At 68.4% G+C, this 14,775-nt stretch carries 14 protein-coding genes; 7 read left to right on the forward strand and 7 right to left on the reverse strand.

All coding sequences use genetic code 11. The features are described from left to right. Positions 1 to 203 precede the first annotated feature (203 nt). Entirely contained in the window at positions 204 to 893 is a 690-nt protein-coding gene (locus FG323_RS12455) for a hypothetical protein (protein WP_141455006.1), read from the forward strand. 44 nt (positions 894 to 937) lie between these two features. Here FG323_RS12455 and plsB read toward each other — a convergent pair whose 3' ends face one another. From plsB to FG323_RS12475, 4 genes are all read right to left on the reverse strand, one after another. Further along, complete coding sequence (gene plsB, locus FG323_RS12460; RefSeq protein WP_141455007.1) at positions 938 to 3,592, reverse strand: glycerol-3-phosphate 1-O-acyltransferase PlsB; 2,655 nt, start codon at positions 3,590 to 3,592, stop codon at positions 938 to 940. A 100-nt stretch (positions 3,593 to 3,692) separates the two neighbouring features. Then, positions 3,693 to 4,649 (reverse strand): hypothetical protein, encoded by a 957-nt coding sequence (locus tag FG323_RS12465; RefSeq protein ID WP_141455008.1) that lies wholly within the window; start codon positions 4,647 to 4,649, stop codon positions 3,693 to 3,695. A gap of 422 nt (positions 4,650 to 5,071) precedes the next feature. Next, positions 5,072 to 5,791 (reverse strand): orotidine-5'-phosphate decarboxylase, encoded by a 720-nt coding sequence (pyrF, locus tag FG323_RS12470; protein ID WP_141455009.1) that lies wholly within the window; start codon positions 5,789 to 5,791, stop codon positions 5,072 to 5,074. Then, the gene (locus FG323_RS12475; protein ID WP_141455287.1) at positions 5,788 to 6,696 is read right to left on the reverse strand and encodes a 5'-nucleotidase, lipoprotein e(P4) family; all 909 of its coding nucleotides are present in this window, start codon (positions 6,694 to 6,696) and stop codon (positions 5,788 to 5,790) included. Before FG323_RS12475 ends, pyrF begins: the two co-directional genes overlap by 4 nt. A 118-nt stretch (positions 6,697 to 6,814) precedes the next feature. Here FG323_RS12475 and FG323_RS12480 point away from each other — a divergent pair, with 118 nt between their 5' ends. After that, positions 6,815 to 7,489 (forward strand): DUF480 domain-containing protein, encoded by a 675-nt coding sequence (locus FG323_RS12480; protein WP_141455010.1) that lies wholly within the window; start codon positions 6,815 to 6,817, stop codon positions 7,487 to 7,489. A 159-nt stretch (positions 7,490 to 7,648) separates the two neighbouring features. Here the strand turns inward: FG323_RS12480 and FG323_RS12485 are convergent, their stop codons facing one another. The 3 genes from FG323_RS12485 to FG323_RS12495 form a co-directional block, all read right to left on the reverse strand. After that, the gene (locus tag FG323_RS12485) at positions 7,649 to 8,224 is read right to left on the reverse strand and encodes a DinB family protein (RefSeq protein WP_141455011.1); all 576 of its coding nucleotides are present in this window, start codon (positions 8,222 to 8,224) and stop codon (positions 7,649 to 7,651) included. Continuing rightward, a complete protein-coding gene (locus FG323_RS12490) occupies positions 8,221 to 8,598 on the reverse strand; it encodes a hypothetical protein (RefSeq protein ID WP_141455012.1) in 378 nt (125 codons plus the stop codon). Before FG323_RS12490 ends, FG323_RS12485 begins: the two co-directional genes overlap by 4 nt. 260 nt (positions 8,599 to 8,858) lie before the next feature. Next, positions 8,859 to 10,838 (reverse strand): UvrD-helicase domain-containing protein, encoded by a 1,980-nt coding sequence (locus tag FG323_RS12495; protein WP_141455013.1) that lies wholly within the window; start codon positions 10,836 to 10,838, stop codon positions 8,859 to 8,861. 288 nt (positions 10,839 to 11,126) lie between these two features. On the opposite strand from FG323_RS12495, the gene FG323_RS12500 reads away from it, so the two are divergent. The 5 genes from FG323_RS12500 (at position 11,127) to FG323_RS12520 (ending at position 14,676) form a co-directional block, all read left to right on the forward strand. Next, the gene (locus FG323_RS12500) at positions 11,127 to 11,693 is read left to right on the forward strand and encodes a GspH/FimT family pseudopilin (protein WP_141455288.1); all 567 of its coding nucleotides are present in this window, start codon (positions 11,127 to 11,129) and stop codon (positions 11,691 to 11,693) included. A gap of 308 nt (positions 11,694 to 12,001) precedes the next feature. Further along, a complete protein-coding gene (locus tag FG323_RS12505; protein WP_181444206.1) occupies positions 12,002 to 12,589 on the forward strand; it encodes a GspH/FimT family pseudopilin in 588 nt (195 codons plus the stop codon). A 7-nt stretch (positions 12,590 to 12,596) separates the two neighbouring features. Continuing rightward, complete coding sequence (gene pilV, locus FG323_RS12510) at positions 12,597 to 13,106, forward strand: type IV pilus modification protein PilV (protein ID WP_181444207.1); 510 nt, start codon at positions 12,597 to 12,599, stop codon at positions 13,104 to 13,106. Further along, positions 13,103 to 14,092, forward strand: coding sequence for a hypothetical protein (locus FG323_RS12515; protein ID WP_141455015.1), 990 nt, complete (start codon positions 13,103 to 13,105; stop codon positions 14,090 to 14,092). The genes pilV and FG323_RS12515 overlap by 4 nt, the downstream gene beginning before the upstream one ends. Then, positions 14,089 to 14,676: a PilX N-terminal domain-containing pilus assembly protein gene (locus FG323_RS12520; protein ID WP_141455016.1), complete on the forward strand. Its 588-nt coding sequence runs from the start codon at positions 14,089 to 14,091 to the stop codon at positions 14,674 to 14,676. The genes FG323_RS12515 and FG323_RS12520 overlap by 4 nt, the downstream gene beginning before the upstream one ends. Positions 14,677 to 14,775: the final 99 nt, after the last annotated feature.

Below are 14,775 nucleotides of genomic sequence, written 5' to 3' on the forward strand. Positions count from 1 at the left end.
GTCGCCCCCGGCGTCCCATCCGGCCCGAAGCTGACGCGTCGCGTCACCTCCCTCGGCGAGGCGATGGCGCCATGGCCCGCCGGAACGCCGTCCAGCCCCCTGCGCGCGGGACATCCGGGGCCGGCGCGGAGTTGGCCCGATGCTTGCTTCATTTCTGTGAACAGTTGCCCATTTCGGGCGGGCAGGACGTGGCCGGGAGCCGCATGAACCAGGAAAAAGAACCCATCGGGAGCTTGTCCCCGCCGCGCGATCCGGGCGCGGGCGTGGCCCCGCTGCGGGTCCGCCGCATCGCCCCCGGCGAAGCGCTGGGTGATGTCCAGCGCCTGCGCCGCGAGGTGTACTTCCTGGAACGCGGCCGGCCGGACGGCCGTGGCAAACGCATCGCCGACGGCCTGGACGGCTGCGGCACCACGGTCGTGGTCGAGGTCGGGCCGCAGGCGGTGGCGACCCTGCGCCTGCACGACTTCGGCTCGCCGGCGGTGCAGGTCGAATATGGCAGCCTGTTCCAGGTCGATCGCTTCGCCCGCGCCTGGCCGCCGCAGAGCATCGCGGTGGGCACCCGTTTCGCGGTGCAGGCCGACCAGCGCGCCAAGCCGGTGGTGGATCGGCTGATGGAAGGCACCTACCGCTGGGCGCAGGACAACGGCATCCGCTTCTGGCTGGTGGCCTGCGAACCGTTCCTGATCGATGCGTTCGAACACTACGGCTTCCGCGAATACCTGCCGCCGACGATCCTGGCCGGCGGTGCGGAACTGCTGCGGATGGCGCTGGTCATCGACGATGCCCAGCACCTGGGTGAATGCGGATCGCCGCTGCGTCCGCTGGTGGAGGATCCGGCCGCCGGCGCCATGGCCAAGGCCTGGCTCACCCGCAGCTTCGGCCACGTCAACTGAAAACATGCGCGGCGCCCGCGGGCGCCGCGATCACGTCACCGCGCTTATTCCACCGGCGCGGGAGGCGGTTCCGGCGCGGCCGCTTCCGGGCTGACCCGCTCGATGGTGTGGCGCAGCTCGCGGCCCAGGATCACCTTGGCGTCCTTGGCCCACGCGTCCAGCCGCTCGTCGAACACCAGCTTGCTGTTCTCGTCCGGCCACACCAGCTTCATTTCGCGCATCTTCTGGATGAAGCTGCGGAACAGGGTCTTGTCGAAGAATTCCGGCGCGGCCGGCGCGTACAGCAGGCTCAGGCGCTGCGCGGCCTGTTGGCACAGGCTCTCCAGTTCGGCCGTGCCCAGCTTGCCCGGGCCGTTCTTCACCAGCACCGAGATCGCGATGTAGTAGCGCTCGAACGCCTGCTGCAGCGAGTGGCCGATCGCACGCAGGCGGAACACCTCGTCGGTCTGGCCGGCGCTGCGCGCCAGGATGCCGCCATCCTCCTCGTTGACCTGCTGCAGCAGGCCCTCGCGGATGAACACGTCGACGGTGCGATCCATGCGCTCGACGAACTCGTCCTCGCTCCACGGCAGGAACAGCTCCTCCTGCAGGAACGGATACAGCCCGCGGCCCAGCCGCAGCACGCCGGCCCGGCTCATCCGCCGGTTGTTCTGGAAGCAGCAGGCGATCCACGACGAGGCGGTGAACAGGTGCAGCACGTTGTTGCGGTAGTAGCTCATCAGCACCGCGGTGTCGTCGCTGTCGAAGCTCAGTACGTCGCCCAGCGGATGCTTGATGCGGCGGAGCACGCCGATCTCCTCGCCGTGGGCGATGATCCGCTCCGGCGAATGCGGGGTCACCGTCACCCGGTCCGAATACGGCAGGTCCGCCAGCACCGACTTGGACAGCTCGATCTGCGCGATCAGATCCACTTCGCCCATCGCGTGCTTGGGCGTGGACAGCAGCGCCAGCGCCAGCAGGTTGATCGGGTTCACGTCGGCGGCGCGGTTGATGTTGACCTGGATGCGCTCGGCCAGGGTGTCGATGGTGTCGGACAGCCAGGCCGGCTTCTCGTCGTCGGAGACCGGTTTGCCGTCCCATTCCGGCGCGTGTTCGGCCAGCACGTCGCCCAACGGAATCGGTTCGCCGAAGTTCACCACCACCTGGCCGTAGTTCTGCTTGAGCACCTTGGGGATGTTCCACAGCAGCACCCAGATGGATTCCTTTTCCTTCGGGCGTCCGCTGAGTTCGTCCAGGTAGCTGTTGCCTTCCAGCAGCTTCTCGTAGCCGATGTAGACCGGCTGGAACAGCACCGGCTTGCGCGGCTGGCGCAGGAACGCGCGCACGGTCATCGAGATCATGCCGCCCTTGGGCGGCAGCAGCCGGCCGGTGCGCGAACGCCCGCCCTCGATGAAGTACTCCAGCGAGTAGCCGCCGGAGACCAGCTGCGCGACGTATTCGGTGAACACCGCCGAGTACAGCGGGTTGCCGCGGAAACTGCGGCGCATGAAGAACGCGCCACCCTTGCGCAGGATGGTGCCGACCACCGGCAGGTTGAGGTTGATGCCGGCGGCGATGTGCGGCGGCACGATGCCGCGTTCGTACAGCAGGTACGACAGCAGCAGGTAGTCCATGTGGCTGCGGTGGCAGGGCACGTAGACCACTTCATGGCCGGGCGCGGCCTCCTTGAACTTGTCCAGGTGGTGGACCAGCACGCCGTCGTAGATCTGGTTCCACACGTGCGAGAGCAGGAAGCTGGCCGAGCGCACCACCGGGTTGGAATAGTCGGCGGCGATTTCCCAGGCGTAGGCGTGCGCCTTCTTCCAGGCGTCCTCGGGCTTGCTCTTGTCGCGCCGGGCCTGCTCGGTGATCGCCTCGCGCACCGGCTCGGCCGCCAGCACCTGGTCCACCAGCAGGCGCCGGGTCGACAGGTCCGGTCCGATGATGGCTTCGCGGATGCGGTGGAAGTGCGTGCGCAGTACCCGCGAGAGCTTGCGCACCGTGCGTTCCGGGTCCAGCCCCTCGGCCACGGTGTCGCGCAGCGACACCGGCGCGGCGAAGCGGACGATGGTGCCGCGGCCGTTGAGCAGGATCGCCAGCAGCCGTCGGAAGCGGCCGACGATGGCCCAGTTTTCCGAGAACAGCACCGAGAACCAGCCGCTCTGCTTGTCCGGGGCGCGGCCGACGAAGATCGACACCGGCACCAGCTGCACGTCCAGATCCGGGTTTGCGCGGTGGGCCTCGAGCAGCTTGGCCAGCGAGCCGGAATGGGTCTTGGCGCTGATCTGGTCGGGAATCAGGGTGCTGGCGTTGCGCCGGGACAGCGCCACGTAGGCGCGCTTGCGGCCCAGCGGGTCGCCGCCGACCGGCAGCGGTTCCAGCGGCGAGGGCAGGCCGGCGTCGCGGCAGGCCCGGTCCAGGATCAGGGCGTTGGACAGGCCGTAATCCTCCAGCACGTAGCAGATCGGGCGCCCGTCGACGACTTCGCGCGGTGACTCCGGATCGATGCGCAGGGACAGCCAGGGGTCGGCCAGGCGACCCAGCAGGCGGGCCCACAGTGGCCGCCGCGAGGGACGCGCGGTCGCGGCCACCATCGGCGCGCGCTGGGGGACGGATTCGGCCTTTTCCTCGCGCGGCGCCTCCGGTTTCTTGTCCGGCGACGGCGGCGGGGTGGGGGCTTCCGGGAACGGCAGGGAGTTCTGTTCTGGCATCGGCGGCATTATGGCCCACGGGCCTGTCAGGCTGGAAAGCGCGGATCGGTGCCGGGGAGCGGCGGATTCAGGCGCCGGGAAGGCGGCTTCCAGGCCCGGCCGGGCGGTCTCAGACGCCCCGGGCGGCTTGCGCGGGCGGCGCGTCGGGCGCGTCCGGGGCGGGTGTATCGGGCGCGGATGGTGGCGTGGTGGAAGGGGCGGTGGCACGGGCCCTGTCCGCCGCCCGGAGGTAATCGCTCAGGTACCAGCGGCCATCACGGCGTTCCAGGCTGACCTGGCTGTCGATCTCGCGGTTGCCCAGCGGATAGTGGATGCGCACGGTGGCGCGGTCGCCTTTCTGCTCGACCAGGCCGGTGCGCAGGTCCGCCAGGGTGGTCTCCAGCGGCAGCCCGTAGCGCGTGAAGGTCGCCTTGGTCTCGGCGAGCACCGGCGCCAGCCGGCGCAGGCTGCCGTCCATGCCGGCGGCACGCAGGTCGGCTTCGCTGGACAGGCCCGCTTTGCGGGCGGCGGCGGCCATCCGGTTGATGGTGTTGCGGGCCAGCGCGGGGTCGGCCAGTGGTGCGTCCTGGGCCCAGGCGCTCAGCGCCTCGACCACCTGGGTGTAGTGGACGCGCTGGGTCGGCGAGTACTCGCCTTCCTTCTTCAGGTACTGCGCGCCGAACAGGCCCAGCGAGCGCGCGGCGTCGCGCAGATCGCGGTCCTGGCGGGCGAACTGGCGGTTGAAGTCGCGCATCAGCGCCTGTTCCGAACCCGGCGCCGAGAACGTGGCCAGCATCGGCACCAGTTGCTGGCTCAGCGGCAACTCGGTCAGCGGCCAGCGGCTGCGGTCCTCGCGCCAGGCGGTTTCCAGCGCGGCATGGTCCGCGGGCGGCACTGCGGCGCGGGCAAAGCCGGCCAGATCGTCGCGGCTCAGGTGGTCCACCAGCTCACGCACGGTCGCGGCCGGTTCACTGGTCGCGCCGGCGAGTTCTTCCGGCTCGCGCTTGCAGGCCGTCAGCAGCGTCGCCAGCAACAGCAGCGACGACAGGACAGGCAATGCGCGGCGCAGGTTCGAAACGATGGGCATTCGGCAGACTTCCCCAAGTCGGGCCGCATCTTGGCCGGTCCGGCGCGATCGGGGCAAGGGACGCCGGTCCCTGTTTCCTTCCTTGCCTAAAGCAAATCCCCCTCAATCCCCTTTTGCAAAAAGGGGGAGGCAACAGCGGGTCCAGTGCCGCTGAAAGATGGCCGTATGGATAGCCCCCTTGACCAGCCATTCGGCTGTTGAAAGCGAAAAAGGGGGCGGGCGCCGAAGGTGACGGGGGATTTGCTTTAGGCAATAAAAAAGGAGGCGGCGATCCCGGATGGGAACCGCCCGCCTCCTGAAGCCGGCCGAAGCCGGAGGACTATGTGTTGTGGCACATGTCCGGCCGAAGCCGGATGGCGCACAGCCTAGCGCCCGGCCAAACTTAAAGCAATACCTGAGTAAATGTCGTGTAACTTAATGATTTATATGAGTGATTCTGCGATCTCGCGCTGAATCGCCTCCGCCGTCGCGCGCGGATCCGCGGCCTGGCGGACCGGCCGGCCCACCACGATGGCGTCCGCGCCCAGACGGAAGGCCTCGGCCACGCCCACCGTGCGCTTCTGGTCATCGCCCACCGGGCCGCCTGGGCGGATGCCGGGGCAGACGATGTCGAAACCGGGACCGGTGGCGGCGCGGATGACGCCGGCCTCCTGGCCCGAGGCGATCACGCCGTCGATGCCGGCGGCCTGCGCCGCGAGCGCACGTTGGACGACGATGTCGGCAGGTTCGCCGTCGATGCCCATCGCTCTGAGATCCTTGCCATCCATCGAGGTCAGCACGGTGACCGCCAGCAGGCGCAGGTCGCCGTCGCGTGCGGCGGCGGCGGCTTCCATCATTCCGGCGTGCCAGCCGTGGAGGGTGCAGTAGCTCACCGGCCAGCGGGACAGGCCCTTGATGACGCCGGCGATGGTGGCGGGGATGTCGAAGAACTTCAGGTCGACGAAGATCTTCTTCTCGCGCCGCGCCAGTTCGTCCAGCACCCGGAAGTAGTCGCCCGAGGCCAGCAGCTCCATGCCGATCTTGTAGAACTGCACCGCATCGCCCAGCCGATCCACCCAGGCCAGCGCTTCGTCGCCGGTGGGCTCGTCGAGCGCGACGATCAGCCGCTCGCGGGGACCGAGTTGCAGCGGCCGCCCGCTCATCGGGCCACGTCCAGCGCGGCGCGCTTGGCCTGGCTGCGGGCTTCGGCCGGCCGCGCCCAGTCGTTGTTGAACAGCGCCGGTTCCCAGGAACCGTAGGTCGGGTTGGGCAGCATCCACCAGCGTTCGCCGAACCAGTCCTCGTATTCGTCGTACAGCTTCTGCCGGCCTTCGGGGGTGTTGACCTCGACCTGCACGAAGTCGCCGATCTGGTCGCCGAACTGCATCAGCACGCGGTACTTCTGCCCGGCCAGGCGGCGGCGGCAGTTCTTCTCCGAACCGTTCTGCTCGCAGCCTTCCACCACCGTGCCCAGGCCCAGGAACACGCTGTCGTCGGCGACCGGCAGGCCGACCGCGCGCAGGTTGGCCAGGGTGGCCTCCTTCAGATGCACCGCGCGGTTGGAGATGTACAGCACGGTCACGCCCCTGGCATTGGCGGCCTTGGCGAAATCGACCACGCCCGGCACCGGCTTGGCCTTCTTCTCGGCCACCCACTGGTCCCAGCTGACTTCGTCGTACTCCTTGCCGTCGCGGATCAGGCGCGCCTGGTAGGGGGAGTTGTCCAGCACGGTCTCGTCCACGTCCATCACCACCGCCGGCTTCAGGCCGGTGGCCGCGTTGCCGCGCTCGTCCGGCACCAGCGCATCCCAGTGCTTTTCCTTCAGCGCCGCGTCCAGGTGATCGGCGGCGGCGCGGTAGCTCTGCTCGGCCAGCGCCTTGTACTCCACCGAGGTCTGCACCCAGGCCACGGCGTTGAGGTTGTCGTGGAAACCGGCCGCGGGCGCGGCGACGGCTTCGGCCTTCGGCGCTTCGGCGGGCGTGGCCGGCGCAGGCGCGTCGGTGCGCTTGCACGCGGACAGGGTCAGGAGGGAGGCCAGGACACTGGCCGTCAGCAGGGCAGGACGCATCGCGGTTCCATCGAACAGGAGTGGCGCGATTTTAGCCGAGCCCGGTTTCAGCCGCTTTTCCGGGCGTCCGGACACCGGCGGCGCGGGATTGCCACGCCGGGGCGTTATCCTGATCGGCATGAGTACCGAATCCGATTTTTCCTCCGAAGCCGCGCCGTCCGCGCCGACCCTCGATGCCACCGAAGCGCGCCTGCTGGGTTGCCTGATCGAGAAGGAGGCCACCACGCCGGATGTCTATCCGCTGACCGTCAACGCCGCCCAGTCCGCGGCCAACCAGAAGACCGCCCGCGATCCGGTGCTGAACCTGGAGCCGGGCGAAGTGAACCGCGGCCTGCGCGCGCTGGAACAGAAGGGACTGGCGCGGCAGGTGTTCTCCTCCCGCGCCGAACGTTACGAACACCGCACCGGCCAGCATTTCAGCCTGCCGCAACAGCAGGTCGCGCTGCTTGGCCTGCTCCTGCTGCGCGGCCCGCAGACCATCCACGAACTGCTCGCGCGCAGCGAGCGGCTGGCGAAATTCGCCGACGCCGACGACCTGCGCCATCACCTGGACCGCCTCGCCCAGCGCCAGCCCGCGCTGGTGGTGCAGATTCCACGTGGCCCCGGACAGCGTGAGGACCGCTACATGCACCTGCTGTCCGGCCCGGTGGACGTCGCCGCCATCGCCGCGCGCCTGCCGGCGGCGTCGTCGTCGAACACGTCGGATCTGGAAGCGCGGGTGCAGACGCTGGAAGCGGATGTCGCCGCGTTGCAGGAGCAGATCGCGCAACTGCTCGCGCAGCGGGAAGCGTAAATCCCCCTCGGTCCCCCTTTGCAGAAGGGGAAGCAAAATTCATGCGAAGGGAGCCATGGACAGCCCCCTTGACCAGCCATTCGGCTGTTGAAAGCGAAAAAGGGGGCAGGCGCCGCAGGCGACGGGGGATTTGCTCTTCGCGCAGAAGCCAAATCCCCCTCAGTCCCCCTTTTTCAAAGGGGGAGGCAAAGCGGATTCAGACAGATCCGTCACCCGCACGAACAGATCCGTCACCCCCACCTCCACTCCCATCTGCGCGAACAAGGTCGTGATCTGCCCGCGATGATGGGTCTGATGGTTGAAGAAATGCAGCAGCGTCCCGTCCAGCGGACGCCGGAACGCATCGCCGCGCAGGTTCAGGTATTCCAGCGGCACCGCCAGCGTCGCCACGTCGAGCGTGTCCACCCAGGCGAGGATGATCCCGTCCAGCCATTCGCGCCGCGCGCGCAGCGCGGGCAGATCGGCGCAGGGCCGCGCATCCAGCGCACGAGGGAGTTCCAGCGCATCCATCGGCGCCAGGGTTTCCGATCCCGAGGCATGCTGGCGGAAACGCTTCAGCCAGATCGTGTCGGCGACCACCAGATGGCTCAGCGTGCCGAAGATCGATCCGAAGAACGCACCGCGATCCGCCATGACCTCCACTTCCGGCATCTCGGCAGCCAGCGCGTACAACCGCTCGTTCATCCAGCGGTTGTAGCCGGCCAGCAGCCGGAACACGCCGGCCAGTCCGCTCATCGCGGGCGCCGGCTGCTGCGCAACAACAGCAGGCTGCCGATGACGGTGCCGATCAGGGAGGCGCCCAGGCCGAGCATCATGGCGATCCACAGTTCCCGTGGCCACGGCACCATCGCCGCATCGTCTGCCAGCAGATGGCGCAGCACCACCGCCGTCGGCACCGCCAGCGCCGCCCACAGCCACACGCGCAGGAAACGCCCGGTCCCGAACGCGCGCAGCAGCATCGCCACCACCGCCACCGCGGCCAGCCCGGGCGTATACAGCGCGGCCGGCAGCACCGCCTGATCGGCGGGCAATTGCCAATACTTGAAGCCGATACCGATCAGCGCGATGGCGAATCCGATCGGCAACCAGACGGGACTGGAGCGGGTCATGGCGACACCTGCGAAGAGCCTGCGCGCAGCCTAGCGAGACGGACGGGGCGGCGTCCACCTTGTGTCTTGCTGTGCGCTAAAAGCAAAATCCCCCTCAATCCCCCTTTTGCAAAGGGGGAGGAACAGCGGGTTCCGGGCGCCGGAGTCTCCTGATAGCCCCCTTTGAAAAAGGGGGCGGGCGCCGCAGGCGACGGGGGATTTGCTCTTTCGCGCGAACCCCAAAACAACCGCCAAACAGCGGCTCAAGGACGCAAGCCCGCCTACCCGTCCAGCAGCGCCTGAATCGCCGCCAGCCCCGCGCTCGCACGCTCCTTCTTGCGCTCGGCATCGGCCACCGGATCCGCGCCGTCGCGTTGCAGTTCGGCGGCGGGCAGTTCGTCCAGGAAGCGGCTCGGCATCAGCCGGATGCGTTCGCCGAAGCGGCGGGTCTCGCGGCTGTGGCTCAGCCACAGCGCCTGTTTGGCGCGGGTGATGCCCACGTACATCAGGCGGCGTTCCTCGGCCAGGTTGCCTTCTTCCACGCTGATCTCGTGCGGCAGGGTGCCGTCCTCGCAGCCGACGATGAAGACGTAGCGGAACTCCAGGCCCTTGGCCGCGTGCAGGCTCATCAGCCGCACCTGGTTGCCGCCGTCGTCCTTGTCGTTGCGCGACAGCAGCGCCAGCTGCGCGGCCAGATCGCCGACGTTGCCGCCGCGCGGCCCGCCGTCGAACCAGTCCGCCAGCTCGTCCAGGTTGGCGCGCCGGCGTTCGAAGCCGGCCTGATCCTTGCTCTGCGCGCGCAGATCGGCCAGCAGGCCGGAGCGCTCGATCAGCCGCAGTAGCAGATCCTTGGCCGACAGCGTCTTGGTGTGATCGCGCAGATCCCGGATCACGTCGTTGAACGCGCTCAGGCCGTTGGCCGCGCGCGCCGGCAACGCCTTCAGCACGGTCATCGACTCGGCCGCACGCGACATCGGCATGCTCGCGTGCTGGGCCATCTCCGCCAGCTTGGCCAGCGAGGTGGTGCCCACTTCACGCTTGGGCGACTGCACCGCGCGCAGGAACGCGGTGTCGTCATCCGGATTGGCGACCAACCGCAGCCACGACAGCGCGTCCTTCACTTCCTGGCGCTCCAGGAACGCGGTACCGCCGGTCAGGTGGTAGGGCACGCGCAGCAATTGCAGCGCCTTTTCCAGCACGCGCGACTGGTGGTTGCCGCGGAACAGGATGCAGAAATCGCTCCACGGCGCTTCGCGGGCCGTGTGCAGGAACGAAATCTCCGCGGCCACCTTCTCCGCTTCGTGCTCGCTGTCGCGGCACTCCCACACCCGGATGCGTTCGCCGTCGGGCTGGTCGCTCCACAACTTCTTCAGGTGTTCGTGCGGGTTGTTGGCGATCAGCGTGTTGGCCGCGCGCAGCACCCGGTTGGAGCAGCGGTAGTTCTGCTCCAGCTTGATGATCTCCAGCTTGGGATAGTCCTTGGCCATCTCCAGCAGATTGTCCGGATTGGCGCCACGCCAGGCGTAGATGCTCTGGTCGTCGTCACCCACGCAGGTGAAATCGCCGCGCGGGCCGGCCAGCTGCTTCAGCAGGCGGTACTGGGCGTCGTTGGTGTCCTGGCACTCGTCCACCAGCAGGTAGCCGATGCGCTCGCGCCAGGCCTTGGCGATCTCCTCGTTGCCTTCCAGGATCTGCACCGGCAGGCGGATCAGATCGTCGAAGTCCACCGCGTTGAAGGTCGACAGGCGCGCCTGGTAGCGCGCGTACAGGCTGGCCGCCTCCTGCTCGCGCGCACTGCGCGCGGCCGCCATCGCCTCCTCGGGCGACAGGCCGGCGTTCTTGGCGCGCGAGACCAGGTTCCTGGCCGCGTCGATGGCGTCGGGCTTGGCGCCGGTCATCAGATCCTTGATCTGCGCGGCCGCGTCGTCGGCGTCGAAGATCGAGAAGCCGCGCTTCAGGCCGGCCGCCGCGTGCTCGATCTGCAGGAACTTCAACCCCAGCGCGTGGAACGTGCACACGGTCAGGCCGTCGGTCACGTCGCTCTTGAGCCGCTTGCCCAGGCGCTCGCGCATTTCCTTGGCGGACTTGTTGGTGAAGGTGATCGCGGCGATGCGCTTGGCCGGCATCCGGCCCGAGGTGATCAGGTGCGCGATCTTCTCGATGATCACGCGCGTCTTGCCGCTGCCGGCGCCGGCGAGCACCAGCAGCGGTCCGTGCACGTGCTGGACCGCGGCGCGTTGGGGAGGGTTGAGGCCTTGCATGGGGGCGCTATTGTAGGGCCAAGGCCGCCTCGCATCGGGGTCCGGAACGGCTCGAAACAGAAAATTTTCACATTGACATCCGGTCCCGCATCGGCGGGGCAACGGCGGTCGCACCACGCCCGTTCCGCCGCCGCCCATTAGACCGTCATCCCGGTTCGCGCGCTTTCGGACGATTCCGATGGGCTCGCACCGACCGCCGTGGTCTCCTCCCATTGTCATGTGACGCACTCTTGTTCGTATCCGGGGATCGCGCCGTGACGGCTCGAATCGATACCACGGAGTCAACGGATGCACCGGCCCACACGGCATGGCGCACGCAAGTGCGCGGGAGGCTTCAGCCTCATCGAACTGATGATGACGACCGCATTGCTCGCCCTCCTCGGCGCGATGGCGATGCCGTCGCTTGAAAACCTGGTCAACGGCAATCGCCTGGCGAACGCCAGCAACGAGATGCTCGCCTTCCTGAATGCGGCGCGCCTGGAAGCCGTCACCCATCACACGCGGGTGGACCTCTGCCGCAGTGCCGATGGCGAGCACTGTTCGGCTGACGCGCCGTCTCCGGCCGGCTGGATGGCCTATCGACCGGAGGGCGACGGGATCGAGGTCGTGGCCGCGATCCGGATGGATGGCCGTGTCGTCCTGCAACTCAATCAGGCCGCGACGGGCTGGACGGGATACGACGCCGACGGCCGGATGCGGACCCGCCCGCAGTTCCTGTCTTCCGGCCGCATGCGCCTGTGCATGCCGACGACGCGCCCGCGCGACAACATCCGCGACGTGACGATCCGCGCCAGTGGCCGGGTCGAAGTGACGACCTCCAGCGGCAACGGCGAATGCCCGTCACCGGCGGACTGACGGGACGAAGATCCAGCCAACGAAGCCCGGGCCTGCGCATGCGCACCGCGACGGGTCACGCGACCGACGCCCTCCTGCGTCCCGGCAACGCTGAAACTGCCGGCAACGCATCGTCCACCGCGTGACCATCGCCGCGTTTGCGCGCCTTTCGGAATCCTCCGATGGCCCTCCCATCGCGTTGGCGATTCCATTCCCGGTCCGTGGGTGCGTGCCGGGAAGGTTCAAGGCATGGCGCCTGATGCAGGGGAATCGTTCCCGTGAGGGGCTACACGGTGGAGAGCGCAATGGCTTTGAAGCGACGGAGTGGCGTGTGTCCCGATGTGGCGCGCAACGCGGCGGGCTTCACGCTGATCGAACTGGCGGTGACCGTCGCGGTGCTGGCGGTCCTGCTCGCGATCGCGCTCCCGTCCTTCGAGACCCTGAGCAACCAGAACCGCCTGGGCGCGGCCAGCAACCAGGTGATCGCCACCTTGCAGACCGCCCGCGTCGAGGCCATCCGCCAGAACCGGAAGGTGATGATCTGCGATTCCGCCGACGGCGCCCAATGCCGATGCTGCGAGCGCAGATGGCGTGGCTTGTTGCTCGCCCAACCCGAGGGGGAAAGCGGCAGTCGATCGTTGGCGTTCACGCCATTCAACGCGCCCGTCGAATTCATGCCCGGGGCGGCTTTCAACAAGACCAGCTGGAACCTCAGGGTCGCCTACCGCGCGGATGGCCGGCCGGCGAGCGGATCCGCGCCGTCGTTGCCCAGCCCGATTACGCTGCGGGTCTGCATTCCCACCTCCCGGCCCGCCAACAACATCCGCGACGTGGTGCTGCATCCCAGCGGACGCGTGGACGTGAAGGATGCCAACGGCGGCGGTGCTTGTCCTTTCCCCGACACGACGCCGGGTTGAGGTGCGCATGAGGGTCCATCAACGCAAGCACGCGGAAACGCGCCCGCCCGCGCGCCACAAGACGACAGGCGCCGGATTGCTTGAAGTGCTGGTCGCGGTGCTGGTGCTCGGCATCGGCCTGCTCGGCGTGGCCGCCACCCAGAGCGTGGCGCTGAAGGCCAACCAGGTATCGGCGATGCGCTCCCAGGCCATCATCGAGAGTTACGGCATGCTCGATGCGATCCGCGCGGCGATGCCGCCGGAAGCGCTGACTTCCTCTTCCGCACGCGCGACGTTCCTGGCCGCCTACCAGTTGCAGCGTACCTGCAACGCCAGTGCCGGCGCCGCCGGCACGCTGGCCGAGAACGATCTGCGCGAATGGGTGACGGCGCTGCGGAACGATCTGGGGGAAGGCGCCTGCGGCACCGTCGCCTGCAATCCCAAGAGCGGCGAATGCGCGATCACGGTGGAATGGGACGAATCGCGCCTGCCCGTCGGCCAGTCGGGCAACACGCTCACCATCAAGAGTCGCCCATGAGCGCCGGTGCGTTCCCGTCCCTGCCGCGCATGTGGGCCCGTCGGCGCCGGACCATCGCGACGCCGCCCACGTCGATGGCGGGCCTGTCGCTGATCGAACTCATGATTGCCGTCGTGCTCGGCTTGCTGGTCGTGCTGGCCGCAATCGGCCTGTTCACCAGCAATCGCGCCGTCTACGACAGCACCGAGGCGCTGTCGCGCATCCAGGAAAACGCCCGCGCCGGATTCGAATTGATGGCGCGCGACCTCCGTGCCGCGGATGGCACCGCCTGCCGGACGCCCGTCGACCCGAGTACGGCGGCCGCGGCCGCCTCGCCGGAAAAGATGCCGCTGATCCGGTGGGCGGGCACGGGGGGATTGGGCCTCTGGGGTGATGGCCTTCGGGGAAGGAGCAACGGCTTCGGTGATGTCATCGAACTGCGCTCGGCCACGGCGGGAGCCGTCCCCATCGTGACGCATATCTTCAACGAACTGCGTCATGCCGACTCGCCCCGGTTCAAGAAGGCGGACGAACTGCTGGCCTGCGACAGCAACACCGGTTATCTGCTGACCGCGACCGGGGTCAAGGGGAACACCGTCTCCTATAGGGAGGCGCCCTGCAACGCGTCGCCCGGTGGCAATTGCGACGCGACGCGACCTCTCCTCGACCCCGCGCGCCGCCCGGCCTTCCTGGCCCCGGTCGCCGCGATCCGCTGGGAGGTCGGCGCCAACGCGCGTGGCGGTCGGTCGCTGTATCGCGTGGCGTCGGGCTTCGGCTCCGGCGACGACAGGGCGGAAGTCATCGACGGCGTACGCACGCTGACGCTGAGCTACCTGCTGCCCGGCAAGACCCAATACGTATCCGCCGCCCAGGTCGGCACGGAGTGGAAGGCGGTGCGCGCGGTGCGCATCGCGCTGGAACTGGAAGCCTCGCCGGGCGGCGGCGCCGGCAACGAAATCGGCCGCCGCATCGTGCATGTCGTCAGCCTGCGGAACCGCAATCCATGAGCGCCGCATTCCGTCCTTGTCTCCACGACCCACGCACGCGCCAGCGGGGCAACACCCTGCTGGTCGTGCTGGTGCTGCTGCTGGTGATGACCCTGCTGGCGTTGGCCAGCCTGCGCATCGGCAACCTGGAAGAGCGCATGACCGCCAACCTGTTCGATCGCGGCCTGGCCTTCCAGGCCACCGAGGCGGCCCTGCGCGAAGGCGAGGCGCTGGCACGGTCGTCATCGACGCCACCGGCCGCGGGTAAATGCGCCAACGGCCTCTGCGGAAAACTGCAGAGCGTGCTGTCGGAACAACAGATCACCGCCTTGTTCAAGGAAACCGCACGCACGGCCAGCCCGCTGGACAAGAACACGCTCGCCGTACCCAAATCGGACAACGTCCGCTATCTGGTCGTGCATCGCGGCCGCGCCGAAGCCATCCACGGTTGCTCAAGCGTCCTGGGCGCCAGCGGCGGCATCAAGGACCCGCTGTGCCTGGTCGAGGCCTACCAGGTCGAGGCCCGCTACGAAGCAACCGACCGAGCAGCCGTGACGCTGCGATCAGTGGTGCATGTCCCCGCGCCTTCTTCCACTTCACCGTAGCCGGCTGCGATGAGACCAAGAACCCCTTGTTTGCGTTCCCGGTGCGACTCCCGCGTTTTCGCGGGAACCGCCGCCTTCCTGATCACGTTGCTGTGCGCG

This window comes from Pseudoxanthomonas sp. z9 (genome assembly GCF_006542425.1).
Taxonomy (GTDB): Bacteria; Pseudomonadota; Gammaproteobacteria; order Xanthomonadales; family Xanthomonadaceae; genus Pseudoxanthomonas_A.

Bases quoted from the DNA above. Each gene is read 5' to 3' on its own strand.
- FG323_RS12455 (WP_141455006.1), top strand. From the start codon at position 204: ATGAACCAGGAAAAAGAACCCATCGGGAGCTTGTCCCCGCCGCGCGAT.
- plsB (WP_141455007.1), bottom strand. From the start codon at position 3,592: ATGCCGCCGATGCCAGAACAGAACTCCCTGCCGTTCCCGGAAGCCCCC.
- FG323_RS12465 (WP_141455008.1), bottom strand. From the start codon at position 4,649: ATGCCCATCGTTTCGAACCTGCGCCGCGCATTGCCTGTCCTGTCGTCG.
- pyrF (WP_141455009.1), bottom strand. From the start codon at position 5,791: ATGAGCGGGCGGCCGCTGCAACTCGGTCCCCGCGAGCGGCTGATCGTC.
- FG323_RS12475 (WP_141455287.1), bottom strand. From the start codon at position 6,696: ATGCGTCCTGCCCTGCTGACGGCCAGTGTCCTGGCCTCCCTCCTGACC.
- FG323_RS12480 (WP_141455010.1), top strand. From the start codon at position 6,815: ATGAGTACCGAATCCGATTTTTCCTCCGAAGCCGCGCCGTCCGCGCCG.
- FG323_RS12485 (WP_141455011.1), bottom strand. From the start codon at position 8,224: ATGAGCGGACTGGCCGGCGTGTTCCGGCTGCTGGCCGGCTACAACCGC.
- FG323_RS12490 (WP_141455012.1), bottom strand. From the start codon at position 8,598: ATGACCCGCTCCAGTCCCGTCTGGTTGCCGATCGGATTCGCCATCGCG.
- FG323_RS12495 (WP_141455013.1), bottom strand. From the start codon at position 10,838: ATGCAAGGCCTCAACCCTCCCCAACGCGCCGCGGTCCAGCACGTGCAC.
- FG323_RS12500 (WP_141455288.1), top strand. From the start codon at position 11,127: ATGCACCGGCCCACACGGCATGGCGCACGCAAGTGCGCGGGAGGCTTC.
- pilV (WP_181444207.1), top strand. From the start codon at position 12,597: ATGAGGGTCCATCAACGCAAGCACGCGGAAACGCGCCCGCCCGCGCGC.
- FG323_RS12515 (WP_141455015.1), top strand. From the start codon at position 13,103: ATGAGCGCCGGTGCGTTCCCGTCCCTGCCGCGCATGTGGGCCCGTCGG.
- FG323_RS12520 (WP_141455016.1), top strand. From the start codon at position 14,089: ATGAGCGCCGCATTCCGTCCTTGTCTCCACGACCCACGCACGCGCCAG.